We start from the raw sequence: 14,755 nt of genomic DNA, 5'->3' as shown, positions 1-14,755 counted from the left end.
CGAAGATTTTTCTAAAAGATGATTAAAATCTTTTTCCGACAAATTTGTTTTTAAGCCTAATACCATAAAATCTTCATCGCTTTTTTTTTTAGAACAACTTCTTTAATAGTGTTTTTGCTCTCTAAAAAATACAATTGAACTTGATCACCATCACTATTAACTCTAAATATAGAAGCGTAATTTTTTCGTTTCATAAATTTATCAAACTGCTTATCAAGCGACGTTTTTTCGTTTTCAAAAATCATTACTTTATAATGTTTTACTTTTTTAAACAAATCTTTATATTCTTCAACATCATCTTTTGGAATAAATAAATTAGCAAAAAAAGCAGGAGTGCTTATTGAAAAATCACATTCATTTTTATGTTCTGCATAAAAAGAATTAAAAGACGATTTTGAAGCGCAAGAAGTTAGCAATACTACTGTTACTAAAATTAGGAAACTATTTTTCATAAAAAAGGTGTTTATTCTATGACGAATAAACACCTTTTTTGTAACGCTAAGTTTTACTATTTTTTAGCATATAACATTGGGTTGGTATCCTCATCGTTATACATTTTCATTTGCTTATATACTTTCATAAACTTTTCACCGGTAGAAAAATCATTTAATAAATCATCAATAGCTGTAGATAAATCTACACGTTGTTCTAATAAAACATTCAATTTTTCTTGACATTTTGCTCTATGTTCTTCCGAAGCACTTTCTCTGGTTGCTTCTTCATTCATATGATAAATTTTTAAAGCCAAAATTGATAACCTATCAATTGCCCAAGCGGGAGTTTCAGAATTTATTTTAGCACCATCTTTAACTTTTACATCTTTAAATTTATTTAAAAAGTAACTGTCAATAAACTCAACCATATCCGTTCTATCTTGGTTTGAAGCATCAATTTTACGTTTTAAAACAATTGCTTCAACTGGATCAATATTTGGTAACCGAATAATATCTTCGTAATGCCATTGAACAGTATCTATCCAGTTTTTTCTATATAATAAATGTTCAAATGAATTTTTATTAAAAGGGTTTTCAAATGGCTGATCTACGCTATCAATAACGTGGTATTTTTTTATAACTTCATCAAAAAGTTTGTTGTATTGTTCTGCACTCATACTAATTTTTCTAAAATGTGTAAATATTCAACTGTTGCAGTTGCTTTATGATTTCTATTTTCAGTTTTATCGGCTTTAAAGCGCTGATAATTGGTGGTTTTTAAACTGTATTTTCCGTACTTTTTCATTATTGTACAAACCTCATCTTCAGTCATTAAACCTTCATTATTATAACTTAAAAAAACGTAGGTAAAGTTAGCATTTTTAATTAACTCTTCGAAAGAATTTTTGACTTCATTTTTTTTGCAATAAGACGATCTGTAATAATTTCGTAATCCCGTTTTTCCTTGTGGTTGAAACTCATCGTACTTTGCAATGGTATTCAATAAATGATAATTAGAACCATATTGACGTGCGTTGTATGGCGGGTCTAAATACAAAATATCTCCTTTTATATTTTGTATTAGAGTATTGCTATCTTCATTAAAAACTTTGTGTGAATTTTTGGTAACATCAAAATTTGCTGGGATTAACAACAAGTTTTTTTGGGCAGATTTTTTTATTTTTTTTAAATAGGCACCATAAACCGAAGCTGTATTTGCCACTTTATCGGCACTTTCAATAAGCGACGCTAGCAAGAAAAAATATTCGTCATCAGAAACTTCCTTGGAGGTTTTCCATTGTTCAATTTGTTTTCGAATGGCATCAATTTTTCGTCCGTTTTCAGCTGAAAAATACAACCTATTTTGCAATCCGTTTTCACAATAATTTTGAAAAATAAATCCTTTCTTTCCTTCTAAATTATTTAAAAAAGCTAACCTATCCTCCATTTCTAATTTTTCTGAATTTCCAATATAATTTCTATTCAACACATAGCTATAAAACTCCACATCATTAGAAATTACTTGCTTTACAATTGGTTTAAAATTTCTCCCAACAATTCCTGTTCCTGCAAATAAATCGCAAAAAACAAGATTCGAAATGTTACTGCCAACTACACTTAATATGGACTTTTTTAAAAACGAAGAAAGTTTATGTTTAGAACCTATATAATTCAATAGTAATGGTTTTTAATTTTATTTTATTGCCCAAATAATATCAGATTTTACAATATTATTTTGAAAATAAAAAGACTCTAATTTATCTTCCGTAAAAGTACTTAAATATGTTGAAATAATTTTTTGCAGCCATAAAATCTCCGCTTTTAATTTCCAATGTTCATTTTGTTGGTTAAAATCTATTAAAACAACAAATAATCTGTTTTTTAGGTGCTTTCGTTGTTGTTGACTTTGGTTTTTGTACAACCATTCAATCAATTCTCTTTTATGTTCAATAGCATACGGAATCGATTTTTTAAAGCTAGCGGGAAATACGGTGGTTTTATGATCGAAAGGAATTTCATCAATAAAAAAATCAACAAATTTATCTTTTGAATTTGAGTGAGGTTTTACGTTTTTATGTTCACAAAAAATAGCTTCAACACCTTTTGCAGACCAAAAATTAAACCATCTGTTCAATGCGTAATTTTTAAGGTCGGCATACTTTAAATTATTTTTAAAATTGATGTCTATTTCTTTTAAAACCGCTTCAAACGAGCTTATTTTATAAATAAAATTGGTCTCAACATCAAACTTATTAGTTTGTTTTCTCCCCCAATTGTAATCAAATTTTAATCTTTTTTTTAATTCTTTTTCTAGCAATTCAAAATTCATTCATGTAATTTTATAAAAATTTACGTTCTATTAAATTAATTAATCTGTTTTCCAACTCCTCTTTACTTTTCCAGTCATAATCCGGTTTTACAAAATCATTTAAAAATGAAATTGCTTCTTCCATTTCTGTAAATGAATTTAGTTGCGATAACACTCTATTAAAATCTTCCTGACTGCCATCAAATAAATATTTTACAAAAGCAATTCTATCATTCAATCCAACCTGAATATTACTAGTAAACAACGCATCATTTAACGAACGTTTTTTTGCCGTATCAGCAACTGGTTTTTCTATAGCAGGGCTTTCTTTTGTTACTTTTTCAAATAAATTGGTAGCAACATCGGCAGAAATTGCGTCTTTAAACTCTTCTTCCAATGAAATTTGTAAAGAAGGTAACTCTTGCTCATCATCTTTTACTGAAATGCTTTTAGTTTCAAATAGTTCTTCCATTTTTTCTTCAGAAATCATCTCTTTTTGTTCAGGTTCAAAAATAATTTCATCGCCTTCACTTTCTTCTAATTCAACCGCTATTTCAAGCTCTTTTTCAACAATTTCTTCAATTATTTTGGTTTTTTCCTCAATAATCACTTCATTTTTTGTTTCAACCTCCTCCGGTTTAACACCCAAAAATTCATCAACAAATTTTAAAACTGATAATTTTTCATAAATTTCTTGCGCTTTTTTATGCAAAACTTGAACATCATCTTTATTTTCCATTTTTAAAATGCTGTGTGCCAGACTCACTAATTCAGCTTCCAATTTTTTGTGCATAAGTTGATTTGTTAAATGATTTTTGATGAATATTTTTTATCTAAATTTGTATGATTCAAAATTGAATTTTCAGTTTGAATTAATTTATAACGAATGTAAAAAAATAATCACTATTTTTTTATCATTTATTTTAAAACTAAAAAATTACAATAACCTTTCAAGCGTGAATTTACAAAATGTTTCTTGAAAATACAGTAAATCATACCGAACAATTTGGCTGGATAGAAGTTATTTGCGGCTCTATGTTTTCTGGTAAAACAGAAGAACTAATCCGTAGATTAAAACGCGCCCAGTTTGCCAAACAAAAAGTAGAAATTTTTAAACCTGCTATTGATGTGCGGTATGATGATGAAAAAGTAGTTTCACATGATGCCAACGAAATTAGATCTACACCAGTTCCTTCCTCTGCAAATATTAGAATTTTAGCTAGTGATTGTGATGTTGTAGGTATTGATGAAGCGCAATTTTTTGATGATCAGATAGTTGCAGTTTGTAACGATTTAGCCAACAGAGGTATTAGAGTTATTGTTGCTGGTTTAGATATGGATTTTAAAGGAAATCCTTTTGGACCCATGCCAGCCCTTATGGCAACAGCAGAATACGTTACAAAAGTGCATGCTGTTTGTACCAGAACGGGAAATTTAGCGCATTACAGCCATAGAACTGCTGCAAGTGAAGAATTGGTTTTATTAGGTGAAACTCAAGAATATGAACCTTTAAGTAGAGGCGCTTATTACAAAGCCATTCAAGAAGAAAAAATAAAAAAAGCCCAACAAAATAACAATGGAAAATAGCCATGTTACAACTCTTGAAATAGATTTAAACGCTATAGATTTCAACTTAAACTACTTTAAATCTAAACTAAAAAAAAGCACTAAAGTTTTAGTTGTTGTAAAAGCTTTTGGTTACGGCAGTGATGCCCAAAACATTGCAAAATATTTAGAACCTAAAGTTGATTGTTTTGCCGTTGCTTATACAGATGAAGGAATTGCACTTAGAAACGCCGGTGTAAAAACTCCAATCTTAGTTTTACATCCACAAAAAAGCAATATTCTAAAAATTATTGAGTACAATTTGGAAGCAAATATGTATTCTGTTGGAATATTAAAATCTTTGTTAGAAATTGTAAATGCCGAAAAATTAGGACATATTCCAATTCATTTAAAATTTAATACCGGTTTAAACAGGCTCGGTTTTAATAAAAAAGATATTTCAGAAATTGTTACGTTAATTAATAATCAGGATGAAGTTTATATAAAATCAATATTTTCTCATATTGCTGCCAGTGAAGATTTAAACGAACGCGCTTTTACCATTCAACAAATAAATGATTTTAAAGCAATTGCTGATGAATTAATTCCACAATTAAAAAATGTTCCTTTTAAACATATGCTAAATACTTCTGGAATCATAAATTACGCGGAAGAAGCTCAGTTTGAAATGGTGCGTTTAGGAATAGGATTGTATGGTTTTGGAAATGACAAAAATGAAACTTCAAAACTAAAAAATGTACTTACTTTAAAATCAGTAATTTCTCAAATTCATACAATTGAAAAAGGAGAAAGTTTAGGTTATAACAGATCATACATTGCAACATCAACCACAAAAACAGCGACAATACCAATTGGTCACGCCGATGGAATTTCAAGACAATTTGGAAAAGGTGTTGGGTTTGTTTATATAAACAACCAAAAAGCACCCATTATTGGCAACGTGTGTATGGATGTAATTATGGTAAATATTACAGGAATACCTTGCCATGAAGGAGATGAAGTTATTATTTACAAAGATCAGCAACATATAGAAGATTTATCAAAGAGCACAAACACAATTCCCTATGAATTACTTACCGCTATTTCTCAACGCGTAAAAAGAGTGTTAAAGAAATGTTAACTCAATTATATATTTTTTATTAAATTAGCCCTATTAACTAAAAACAACAATTAAATGGGAATGTTAAAAGAATTTAAAGATTTTGCAATGAAGGGAAACCTTGTTGACATTGCAGTAGGTTTTGTTATGGGTGCTGCCTTTAACAAAATTGTTTCTTCATTTACAGGTGGGATAGTTTCTCCACTTGTTGGTCTAATTTTTAAATCAGACTTTAAAGAATTAAAATATGTAATTAATGAAGGGGTTATGGATGAAGCCGGAGCAGTAACTGGTGAAGTTGCTGTATTATACGGTGAATTTTTAACAAACCTTATCGATTTTATTATTGTGGCATTTGTAATGTTTATGATGATAAAAGCTATAAATAAAACTAAAAAGAAAGAAGTACCTGCTCCAGTAGCACCAAAAGGACCTTCACAAGAAGATTTATTAGTTGAAATTAGAGATTTATTAGCTAAAAAATAATAAAGAATTTAGCCAAACTTTCTTTACTATATAAAAAGGTTCGCAATTGCGAACCTTTTTTGTTTTACTACGTTTAAAAATGGCAGTATTATTTACTTTTTAGTCTCATAAACTTCCGCTATTGTTGGCGTATTTATTGCTTTTTTTATTAAAACCATTTCATCACCTATATTTACTTTTCCAGTTTGCAATACTTTAAAATAAACGCCACATTTTGTAGAATTCCAAAATTGCTTTACAACTTTTTGAGTATCAAAACGCAATCCTAATTTATAACAAGGTTCGCGCGGTTTTGTAACTTCTAAAATAACTTCACCTAATTTATAAGTATCGCCAACACAAATTTCTGTTTCTTCTAAATTTGAAATGGTCAAATTTTCACCAAACATACCATATTGCCACTCTAAATTTGGATATAATTCTTTCCAATATTTATAATGATTTTCAGAATAACCATATACAGCCTGGTCAATTCCTCCGTGATATTTTCTATCTATAACAGCATCGCCAATAACATCTTCTTCTCCTAAAAAAATAGATTGATTTACTGGAAATTTAAAAATCCCTGTTTCAATAATTTTTCCTTTGTAATTTACTTCCTTTTTTTCTCCTAAGTTTACTGAAATTACTTTCATTTTTCCTCAAATTTTAATAGTTCATCTGCAATTTTTCTATCGTTTGCCAATCGTGGTACTTTATTTTGTCCGCCTAACTTCCCAACAGATTTCATATAATTATTAAATCCACCTGTTTCAATTAAGGTAATTTTAAGTGGACGAAGCACTTTTCCTACAATTAGATCGTAATAATAACTATTTTTTTCTTGCAATGATTGATCTACTTTTTTAGCGAAGTCCTCTAAATTATCAGGCTTTTTTCCAAACTCTATAAACCACTCATGATATGGTAAACCATTTTCTGGTGAAATTTGTGGCGCTACAGTAAATTCATTCACTGAAATTAAAGTATCTATAGTTTGACTATTAATAGCATCTTCAACCTCTTTTCCAATAACGTGTTCACCAAAAGCAGAAATAAAATGTTTAATTCTACCAGAAACTACAATTCTTGGTGGATTAAGAGAAACAAACTTAACAGTATCTCCAATATTATAACCCCAAAGACCTGCATTTGTGCTTAAAATAATAACATAATTAACATCTATTTTTACATCTTTCAATGAAATTCTTGTTGGGTTTTCGTCAAAAAATTCTTCAGCAGGAATAAATTCATAAAAAATTCCGTTGTTAATTGCCAACAACATTCCTTCTTCTGTTTGAGAATCCTGGTAGGCAATAAATCCTTCAGAAGCTGGGTATAATTCAATAGCATCCACTTTTCTTCCAATTAAATTTTCAAATTTATTTCTGTATGGTTCATAGTTTACGCCTCCATACACAAACAAATTAAAGTTTGGAAAAACTTCACCAACTTTTTTACCTGTTCGGGCCACAATTCGTTCAAAATACATTTGTACCCAAGAAGGAATCCCTCCAATTAAGGTCATATTTTCATTAATAGTTTCATCAATTATTGCTTCAACTTTGGTTTCCCAATCTTCAATACAATTGGTTTTCCAACTTGGCAATCTATTTTTAGTTAAATAACTTGGAACATAATGTGCAGAAATTCCTGAAAGACGCCCAATATTAATTCCGTTCTTCTTTTTTAACTCAGGACTTCCTTGTAGGAAAATAACTTTTCCTTCTAAAAAATCGACCTTTTTGGTTTCATTAATATACATTAAAAGTGCATTTTTTGCAGATTCAATGTGTGTTGGCATAGATTCTTTAGTCAGCGGAATATATTTTGTTCCTGAAGTTGTTCCTGAAGTTTTTGCAAAATATAAAGGTTTTCCTTTCCACAAAATATCTTCTTTACCATCAATTACTTTTTCAATATATGGTTTCAGATCTTCATAATCTGCTATTGGAACGTGCTTTTTATAATCATCATATGTTTTAATTTCAGAAAAATGATGATCTTTTCCAAACTCGGTGTTTTTGGCTTGTTTAATTAATTTTTTAAAAACCTTCTGTTGCACTTCAATAGCATTTTTACTTTGCTTATAAACTTTTGATGAAACTTGTTTTGCAAAAGGCTTTGCTAAAATAGATTTAATATTCATTAGTTATTCAAAATCAATATAATAGGTTGGGTTTACTGGATAACCTTCACTCCATAATTCAAAATGTAAATGCGGACCTGTACTTAACTCTCCGGTGCTTCCTGCAGACGCAATTACTTCACCAGATTGCACAAAATCTCCTTGCTCTTTGGTCAGTGATGTGTTGTGTTTATACACGGAAATAAATCCGCTATTATGTTCAATAATTATAACGTGACCAGTAGTTGCAGTCCATTCGGCAAAAATAACAGTTCCATCTGCAATAGCTTTTACTGGCGTGTTGGTTTCAACAGCAATATCTACTGCAAAGTGTTTTGCTTTTGGACTATAGCCATCCGTTAAAGTACCAACAACTGGTGCAAAAAATACAACTTCGGTATCTTTTATGGCTTCATTAAAAAGGCTAAACCTATCTATTCTTTCAATTTCAGACCTAAATTCTAAATCTTGCTCACTTGGAGCTAAATTCATACTGTCCTTATTATATTGAATGGTTTGCATTACAGAATCTCTATCAAACATTACTTCAGAAACTTTACCTGTAAGCAATTCTTTCACTTTTAAAATGTATAAATTATTTACATCTAAAACTTGCTGTAACGAATCTACTTTATACACTAAATGTGTAGCTTCCTTTTTTAATTTAGTAGAAGAAAACCCAGGTATGTATTCCTTTAATCCTGTAAAAGCAATTAAATAAGACGTGCCAACAATTAACAAAATAGAAAACATACCACCAAAAACAAACACATTTAAGCGCGTTAATTTGAACGATAATTTTTCTTCAAAAGTTTCTTCATTTAAAATTACCAAACGGTATTTATTAAATAATTTTTTTCGAAAACGTCCTTTATTTTTAGATTTTTTTGCCATATTTTAATTAAAACAAATATACAACGAAATATCGTTAATTAAATTTCAACAGAAAGTTGAGCGACTGTTAAAACTTCGCTAAAGTTATGCTTTATAAAAGTTCATTTCATCAATATAACTCCACACCTTTTCAGGTAACATTGGTTGTATATTTTTATTGTTTTTAATGGATTTTCTAATAAATGTTGATGAAATTTCTACAATTGGAGCTGCTACTCTGTGCACTTTTGGGTGATTTAAAAATTCACTTTCTGCAGTTCCATCAGAAATTCTAGGATACACGTACAATTCATAATTTTGAAGAATTGTTTCGTAGTTTTTCCATTTATGAAATCCTTTTAAATTGTCTTCTCCCATTATCAAACAAAATTGATGATTGGGATATTTTTCTTCAATATGAATTAAAGTATTTACTGTATAATTAGGCTGCTCTAATTTAAATTCAATATCTGAAGTTTTTAATTTTTGATAGTCATCAACAGCAATATTAGCAATGGCTAACCTGTGATGATTGCTTAACATAGATTTTTTTTGTTTAAATGGACTTTGCGGTGTAATTACAAACCAAACTTCCTCTAAATCGGAAAATTCAGCCATATAATTTGCAATAATTAAATGCCCAATGTGAATGGGATTAAAAGTACCAAAAAACAATCCTACCTTCATTTATTTTATAAAATTTTCAACCAATTTAAACGCTTCTTTTTGGGCTTTTTCCAAATCGTCATTCACTAAAATAACATCAAAATCTTTTGCAAATTTTAGTTCTTTAGAGGCTTTTGCAACGCGTTCTTTTATTTTTTCTTCACTATCGGTTTTTCTTCCTCTTAACCTTTTTTCCATCTCCTCTATTGAAGGTGGTTGTACAAAAATTGCCAATGTTTGTTCAGGGAATTTATTTTTAATATTTAATCCGCCAACAACATCAATATCAAAAATTACGTGCTTCCCTAAATTCCAGATTCTTTCAACTTCCTTTTTTAAAGTTCCGTAATAATTGTTGGTATACACCTCTTCCCATTCAATAAAATCATCATTTTTTATATGCTTTTGAAATGCTGCTGCAGAAATAAAATAGTAATCTTCTCCATGAACTTCAGTTCCTCTACTATCTCTGGAAGTTGCAGAAATTGAAAAATCTAAATCAAGTTCCGGTTGTTGTAATAAATAACGAACAATAGTAGTTTTACCAGAACCCGAAGGTGCTGAAAAAACAATTAATTTTCCTGTTGTATTCAATCCTTTCACTTTTATAAAACGTTTAAACTTTGCTCTTTAATTTTCTCCAATTCATCTTTCATTTGCACCACTAATTTTTGCATATCTGCATAATTAGATTTAGAACCAATGGTATTTATTTCTCTTCCAATTTCTTGGGTTATAAATGCTAATTTTTTTCCGTTAGAATCATTTGTACTTAGTTCTTTTTTAAAGTAATCCAAATGATTTTTTAAACGAACTTTCTCTTCTGTAATATCTAATTTTTCAATATAATAAATCAGCTCTTGTTCAAATCTATTTTCGTCAATTTTAGCTTCTAATTCCGCAATTCCTTTTCTTAATTTTTCTTTCACTAAAACAATTCTTTCTGGATCAATTTCAATTACTTTTTCTAATATATTTTCAATATTTGAAATTCTTAAAATAAAGTCGTTACGCAACACTTCACCTTCATCAGATCGGTATTTATTTATTTTTACAACTGTTTCTGCAATAGCTTCAACAATTTGATGCCATTCAGCCTCATCAACTTCTTCCCGTTCTGTTTTTAAAGAATCTGGTAATCGAACCGCCATTTTCAACAATTCAATCTCATTAGAATCAACAATATTTCTAAGCTGATTCATATATTCTTTCACCACATTTTCATTTATTTTTGATGACCCCTCTCCTCCATTTCCTTCAATAAAAATAGAGAAATCAATTTTTCCTCTTTCTAAATCACTTGCTAAATTTTTTCTGATATCTAATTCCTTTTCTCTATAATATGATGGAATTCTAACATTTAAATCTAAATTTTTACTGTTTAACGATTTTAACTCTATCGTAATTTTTTTGGTAGGTAATTGTAACACGGTTTTACCGTATCCGGTCATTGATTGTATCATGTAAAATTGATTATTTGAGCAAATTTAAGCAATTTCTAAAAAGTGACGGTTTTTTAATTTACTTAACCTGTTTTTTAAAATTTTAGTTGCAAAAACATTTGCTTATTTTTGTTGAACTAAATTAACCTATTTTGACAAAAAAAACACATTTATTAGTAATTAGATTATCTGCAATGGGCGATGTTGCAATGACAGTTCCAGTGTTAAGAGCATTTACTAAACAACACCCAACGGTAAAAATTACAGTGCTATCAAAACCATTTTTAAAACCTTTATTTGACACACTAGATAATGTTACTTTTTTTGCTGCAGATGTCAATGGAAAACACAAAGGATTTTTTGGAATTTACCAACTTTTTAAGGATCTTAAATTATTAAATGTTGATGCCGTTGCAGATTTACACAACGTTTTACGTTCTAAAATTTTACGAACTTTTTTTAAACTATCATTTAAAAAGATTGCATTTATCAATAAAGGAAGAGCAGAAAAAAGAGCTTTAACTGCTACTAAAAATAAAGTTTTTAAACAACTTAAAACAACCCATGAACGTTATGCGGATGTTTTTAGAAATTTAGGATTTTCATTAGATATTTCTAACCCAACCTTTCCTGAAAAATTAGATTTAACTTCAGAAATAATTAAAATTACTGGAGAAAAAACTGCAACATGGATTGGCATTGCCCCATTTGCGCAATATGCTTCAAAAATGTATCCAATAGATTTAATGGAACAGGTAATTTCTGAAGTATCAAAGCAAGAAAATATTAAAATTCTATTGTTTGGTGGTGGACAAAAAGAAGTTGAAATTTTAGAAAATATAGCTTCAAAATATTCAAACACTATAAATGTAGCGGGTAAAATAAAGTTAGATCAAGAATTAATTTTAATTTCTAATCTAGATAAAATGCTGAGTATGGATTCTGGAAACGCACATTTTTCGGCAATGTTTGGTGTAAAAACGTATACTATTTGGGGAATTACACATCCGTTTACAGGTTTTGCACCCTTTAATCAACCTCTTGAAAATGCCATTTTACCAGATTTAAAAAAATACCCAAACATACCATGTTCAATTTATGGAAATAAAGTTTGTGAAGGGTATGAAGATGTGATGAGAAGTATTTTACCTCAAAAAATAGCAAAAAAAATCATTGAATAAAATAACCAATGTAACTACCTAATTTTATAATTATAATAGTTATTTTTGTGAAAATTTTATAAATATGCTTGTCAATATCCTTGATTCAAAAAAATCTATATTAAATAAATTCATTTCTGAAATTAGAAATATTAACATCCAAAAAGATTCCTTAAGATTTAGAAGAAATATTGAGCGTATTGGTGAAATTTTGGCGTATGAAATTAGCCAATCTTTAAGCTACGAAAAAAACACTGTTGCTACTCAACTAGGAACAAAAATAATGGAAACTCATAAAAAAGACATTGTTTTATGTTCTATTTTAAGAGCTGGATTACCATTACATACAGGCTTATTAAATTATTTTGATGATGCAGAAAATGCTTTTATTTCCGCATACAGAAATCATACTAGTGAAACCGAATTTGAAATTAAAGTTGAATATTTTGCTTCGCCAAGTTTAGATGGTAAAACTTTAATTTTGGCGGACCCTATGTTAGCTACAGGACGATCTTTAATCAGCGTTTTTGAAGGATTAAAAAACCATGGAACTCCAAAAGAAATTCATGTTGCTTGTGTTATTGGTTCAAATGAAGGTATTGAATATATTAAACAGCATCTTCCAAAAGAAACTAAATTATGGATTGCCACTGTTGATGAAAAATTAAACAGTCACGGTTACATTGTGCCTGGTTTAGGTGATGCAGGAGACTTAGCTTTTGGTGGAAAATTATAAAAAATAAACACTTATTGATATTGCAAAAAATAAATACAAAATCAGATTTTTAAAATTTGATGATTGACTTTTTTGTAGAAAGTTTGCAATTATTATAGCGCTTGGAAAAAGAAGAAAAAACAGTTCCGATCCATTTTTTAAAGGCGCTATAAAAACTACCAAAATAGCCACTAATAATTGGTTAATTAATATATTCCACGACATTCTTAAATTATTACTCACCAGTACAATTTTTGGGCTTACCACCACTAAAGACCACAAGGTTATTGTGATTAAAAATGTAATTGGCATTAAAAGTTTTAATTGATTATAGGACGTAAAATCTAGCCCAATATTCAAATTAAATAAGTCATAAAAGGCAGCCTCTTTATCAAAATAAAAGGCATACGTAAAATATAAAAACAAAGGCGTTATTAAACCTATTAAAGGAATTATAAAATTTTTGAAATATACTTTTTGATAAATAGTAATTGCAATGAACAATAAAAAAATAAACAAAATACTATGTGGGTAAATTATGGTTGCAATTCCAATCCAAAAGCCTGCGTCAAATAATTTTGCACCAATATTAATTCCCGATTTTATGCTGTATACTTTTCTATAGCTTAAAATCAATATTAAATTTGAAAAAATAATTTTATTAGTAAACATTGTTTCAGAAAACGCGCCTAACAAAAGCACAATTAACAATAATCCATATAAATTATCTAATGTTAAATTGTTCTTTTTTAATATAAAATTTATCACAATTAGCATGATAATAAAGCAACTAAAAAAGACCAACCTTTGAATAAAATAAAGTATTGAAAGCTGTTCTGGCGCTTTCATAATTGAAGCGACAGCATAATATAAAAACAACAATATTACTAAGTTAAAAATATTAACCGGCTTACTTTTACTAAAAAAATTTGCTATCATTACTATATTTTATACTTTTGCCTGTAAATATAATTAAGATATGATTGCAAACAATATTTTTAAGGCGATTGGTGATTTTTTTACAAACGTTTTATTTTCTCCATATAACTCGCTAAGATCTATGGATAATTGGTGGTTACAAAGTACCATAAGCTGGATATTTATTGTAATTGCTTTTGTCGCATTTCTATATTGGATGGGCGAAATAAGAAAATACAAAAAAGCAGGAAACGAATAAAAACCTTCGTTATAAACGCTCTTTCTTTTTAACAAAACCCAAAAAAACTGTGGGAAGCAAAAATAAATTGAAAAGATTTCGTGAAAACGAAACATTTCCAAATGTAATTCAACCAACTCGAGAAGAGGTTATTGATGGCTTTCCCCTAAAAGGAAATTGGCATACTCATTTTAATAATAACAATCCAATTATTTTAGAACTAGGTTGTGGAAAAGGAGAATATACCATTGCCTTAGCTAGAAAAAACCCAACTATTAACTATATTGGAATTGATATTAAAGGTGCGCGCTTTTGGCGAGGAGCAAAAACTGCACTTGAAGAAAATTTAACAAACGTAGCTTTTATTAGAACTCAAATTGAATTGATTGATTTGTTGTTCAACAAAAATGAAGTTACTGAAATTTGGATTACTTTTCCAGATCCACAAATAAAATTTACCAGAACCAAACATAGGTTAACAAACCAAGAGTTTTTAAAGAAGTATCATCATATCTTAAAATCAGATGGTATTGTAAATTTAAAAACTGATAGTGAATTTATGCACGGTTATACGTTAGGTTTATTGCACGGCGAAGGTCATGAAATACTATATGCTCATCATGATATTTACAAAAATTTTCATTCGCCTCAAGAAGTAATTTCAACACAAACTTTTTACGAAAGTCAATATTTAGAAAAAGAAAAACCCATTACATATATTCAATTTAGACTAAATTATTAAT

The 14,755-nt window shown here is 28.9% G+C and carries 19 protein-coding genes; 7 read left to right on the top strand and 12 right to left on the bottom strand.

Annotated features, from left to right (window positions below):
* Positions 1-56: 56 nt before the first annotated feature.
* From JEY78_RS00300 to JEY78_RS00280, 5 genes are read right to left on the bottom strand one after another with little or no spacing between them, the layout of a single operon-like run.
* Positions 57-452, bottom strand: coding sequence for a DUF4252 domain-containing protein (locus JEY78_RS00300; protein ID WP_291845900.1), 396 nt, complete (start codon positions 450-452; stop codon positions 57-59).
* 56 nt (positions 453-508) lie between these two features.
* Positions 509-1,111 carry a DUF4254 domain-containing protein gene (locus tag JEY78_RS00295; protein ID WP_291845899.1) on the bottom strand — a complete coding sequence of 201 codons (603 nt, stop codon included), beginning with the start codon at positions 1,109-1,111 and terminating at the stop codon, positions 509-511.
* Positions 1,108-2,109: a DNA adenine methylase gene (locus JEY78_RS00290; protein ID WP_291845898.1), complete on the bottom strand. Its 1,002-nt coding sequence runs from the start codon at positions 2,107-2,109 to the stop codon at positions 1,108-1,110. Before JEY78_RS00290 ends, JEY78_RS00295 begins: the two co-directional genes overlap by 4 nt.
* A gap of 18 nt (positions 2,110-2,127) precedes the next feature.
* Entirely contained in the window at positions 2,128-2,763 is a 636-nt protein-coding gene (locus JEY78_RS00285) for a hypothetical protein (RefSeq protein ID WP_291845897.1), read from the bottom strand.
* A gap of 10 nt (positions 2,764-2,773) precedes the next feature.
* Entirely contained in the window at positions 2,774-3,535 is a 762-nt protein-coding gene (locus JEY78_RS00280) for a hypothetical protein (RefSeq protein ID WP_291845896.1), read from the bottom strand.
* A gap of 176 nt (positions 3,536-3,711) precedes the next feature.
* Between JEY78_RS00280 and JEY78_RS00275 the strand changes: the two genes are divergently transcribed.
* Genes JEY78_RS00275 through mscL form a run of 3 tightly spaced genes read left to right on the top strand, consistent with a single transcriptional unit; the run spans position 3,712 to position 5,893 of the window.
* Complete coding sequence (locus JEY78_RS00275) at positions 3,712-4,329, top strand: thymidine kinase (RefSeq protein ID WP_291845895.1); 618 nt, start codon at positions 3,712-3,714, stop codon at positions 4,327-4,329.
* Positions 4,319-5,428, top strand: a complete 1,110-nt coding sequence (gene alr, locus JEY78_RS00270; protein ID WP_291845894.1) for an alanine racemase — start codon at positions 4,319-4,321, stop codon at positions 5,426-5,428. The genes JEY78_RS00275 and alr overlap by 11 nt, the downstream gene beginning before the upstream one ends.
* A 60-nt stretch (positions 5,429-5,488) precedes the next feature.
* Positions 5,489-5,893 carry a large-conductance mechanosensitive channel protein MscL gene (mscL, locus tag JEY78_RS00265; RefSeq protein WP_291846388.1) on the top strand — a complete coding sequence of 135 codons (405 nt, stop codon included), beginning with the start codon at positions 5,489-5,491 and terminating at the stop codon, positions 5,891-5,893.
* A 92-nt stretch (positions 5,894-5,985) separates the two neighbouring features.
* Here mscL and JEY78_RS00260 read toward each other — a convergent pair whose 3' ends face one another.
* The 6 genes from JEY78_RS00260 to JEY78_RS00235 form a co-directional block, all read right to left on the bottom strand.
* Positions 5,986-6,528 carry an MOSC domain-containing protein gene (locus JEY78_RS00260; RefSeq protein WP_291845893.1) on the bottom strand — a complete coding sequence of 181 codons (543 nt, stop codon included), beginning with the start codon at positions 6,526-6,528 and terminating at the stop codon, positions 5,986-5,988.
* Complete coding sequence (locus JEY78_RS00255) at positions 6,525-8,021, bottom strand: GH3 auxin-responsive promoter family protein (RefSeq protein ID WP_291845892.1); 1,497 nt, start codon at positions 8,019-8,021, stop codon at positions 6,525-6,527. The genes JEY78_RS00260 and JEY78_RS00255 overlap by 4 nt, the downstream gene beginning before the upstream one ends.
* Positions 8,022-8,024: 3 nt before the next feature.
* Complete coding sequence (locus JEY78_RS00250) at positions 8,025-8,894, bottom strand: M23 family metallopeptidase (RefSeq protein WP_291845891.1); 870 nt, start codon at positions 8,892-8,894, stop codon at positions 8,025-8,027.
* Positions 8,895-8,978: 84 nt separating this feature from the next.
* The gene (gene nadD / locus JEY78_RS00245; RefSeq protein WP_291845889.1) at positions 8,979-9,560 is read right to left on the bottom strand and encodes a nicotinate (nicotinamide) nucleotide adenylyltransferase; all 582 of its coding nucleotides are present in this window, start codon (positions 9,558-9,560) and stop codon (positions 8,979-8,981) included.
* Positions 9,561-10,133 (bottom strand): guanylate kinase, encoded by a 573-nt coding sequence (gene gmk, locus JEY78_RS00240; RefSeq protein ID WP_291845887.1) that lies wholly within the window; start codon positions 10,131-10,133, stop codon positions 9,561-9,563.
* An 11-nt stretch (positions 10,134-10,144) separates the two neighbouring features.
* The gene (locus JEY78_RS00235) at positions 10,145-11,002 is read right to left on the bottom strand and encodes a YicC/YloC family endoribonuclease (protein WP_291845885.1); all 858 of its coding nucleotides are present in this window, start codon (positions 11,000-11,002) and stop codon (positions 10,145-10,147) included.
* 131 nt (positions 11,003-11,133) lie between these two features.
* On the opposite strand from JEY78_RS00235, the gene JEY78_RS00230 reads away from it, so the two are divergent.
* Both JEY78_RS00230 and upp read left to right on the top strand, forming a co-directional pair.
* On the top strand, positions 11,134-12,162 hold the full coding sequence (locus tag JEY78_RS00230; RefSeq protein WP_291845884.1) for a glycosyltransferase family 9 protein: 1,029 nt from the start codon (positions 11,134-11,136) through the stop codon (positions 12,160-12,162).
* 64 nt (positions 12,163-12,226) lie between these two features.
* Positions 12,227-12,877 carry a uracil phosphoribosyltransferase gene (upp, locus tag JEY78_RS00225; RefSeq protein ID WP_291845882.1) on the top strand — a complete coding sequence of 217 codons (651 nt, stop codon included), beginning with the start codon at positions 12,227-12,229 and terminating at the stop codon, positions 12,875-12,877.
* Here upp and JEY78_RS00220 read toward each other — a convergent pair.
* Positions 12,872-13,795, bottom strand: a complete 924-nt coding sequence (locus tag JEY78_RS00220; RefSeq protein WP_291845881.1) for a DUF6427 family protein — start codon at positions 13,793-13,795, stop codon at positions 12,872-12,874. The two genes, upp and JEY78_RS00220, sit on opposite strands and share 6 nt — an antisense overlap.
* A gap of 40 nt (positions 13,796-13,835) precedes the next feature.
* On the opposite strand from JEY78_RS00220, the gene JEY78_RS00215 reads away from it, so the two are divergent.
* Entirely contained in the window at positions 13,836-14,033 is a 198-nt protein-coding gene (locus JEY78_RS00215; RefSeq protein ID WP_291845880.1) for a uracil phosphoribosyltransferase, read from the top strand.
* A 49-nt stretch (positions 14,034-14,082) separates the two neighbouring features.
* Positions 14,083-14,754: a tRNA (guanosine(46)-N7)-methyltransferase TrmB gene (trmB, locus tag JEY78_RS00210; protein ID WP_291845879.1), complete on the top strand. Its 672-nt coding sequence runs from the start codon at positions 14,083-14,085 to the stop codon at positions 14,752-14,754.
* Position 14,755 lies beyond the last annotated feature (1 nt).

The organism is Lutibacter sp. (assembly GCF_016342705.1).
Lineage (GTDB): Bacteria > Bacteroidota > Bacteroidia > Flavobacteriales > Flavobacteriaceae > Lutibacter.
The sequence above is the reverse complement of the archived record's forward strand: the minus strand, read 5'-3'. Positions and strand labels throughout refer to the sequence as shown.

Coding starts and splice junctions, on each gene's coding strand:
- upp (WP_291845882.1), top strand. CDS start 12,227: ATGCTTGTCAATATCCTTGATTCAAAAAAATCTATATTAAATAAATTC.
- JEY78_RS00285 (WP_291845897.1), bottom strand. CDS start 2,763: ATGAATTTTGAATTGCTAGAAAAAGAATTAAAAAAAAGATTAAAATTT.
- mscL (WP_291846388.1), top strand. CDS start 5,489: ATGTTAAAAGAATTTAAAGATTTTGCAATGAAGGGAAACCTTGTTGAC.
- JEY78_RS00250 (WP_291845891.1), bottom strand. CDS start 8,894: ATGGCAAAAAAATCTAAAAATAAAGGACGTTTTCGAAAAAAATTATTT.
- JEY78_RS00215 (WP_291845880.1), top strand. CDS start 13,836: ATGATTGCAAACAATATTTTTAAGGCGATTGGTGATTTTTTTACAAAC.
- JEY78_RS00300 (WP_291845900.1), bottom strand. CDS start 452: ATGAAAAATAGTTTCCTAATTTTAGTAACAGTAGTATTGCTAACTTCT.
- JEY78_RS00260 (WP_291845893.1), bottom strand. CDS start 6,528: ATGAAAGTAATTTCAGTAAACTTAGGAGAAAAAAAGGAAGTAAATTAC.
- JEY78_RS00275 (WP_291845895.1), top strand. CDS start 3,712: ATGTTTCTTGAAAATACAGTAAATCATACCGAACAATTTGGCTGGATA.
- alr (WP_291845894.1), top strand. CDS start 4,319: ATGGAAAATAGCCATGTTACAACTCTTGAAATAGATTTAAACGCTATA.
- JEY78_RS00235 (WP_291845885.1), bottom strand. CDS start 11,002: ATGATACAATCAATGACCGGATACGGTAAAACCGTGTTACAATTACCT.
- JEY78_RS00295 (WP_291845899.1), bottom strand. CDS start 1,111: ATGAGTGCAGAACAATACAACAAACTTTTTGATGAAGTTATAAAAAAA.
- JEY78_RS00255 (WP_291845892.1), bottom strand. CDS start 8,021: ATGAATATTAAATCTATTTTAGCAAAGCCTTTTGCAAAACAAGTTTCA.
- JEY78_RS00280 (WP_291845896.1), bottom strand. CDS start 3,535: ATGCACAAAAAATTGGAAGCTGAATTAGTGAGTCTGGCACACAGCATT.
- JEY78_RS00220 (WP_291845881.1), bottom strand. CDS start 13,795: ATGATAGCAAATTTTTTTAGTAAAAGTAAGCCGGTTAATATTTTTAAC.
- nadD (WP_291845889.1), bottom strand. CDS start 9,560: ATGAAGGTAGGATTGTTTTTTGGTACTTTTAATCCCATTCACATTGGG.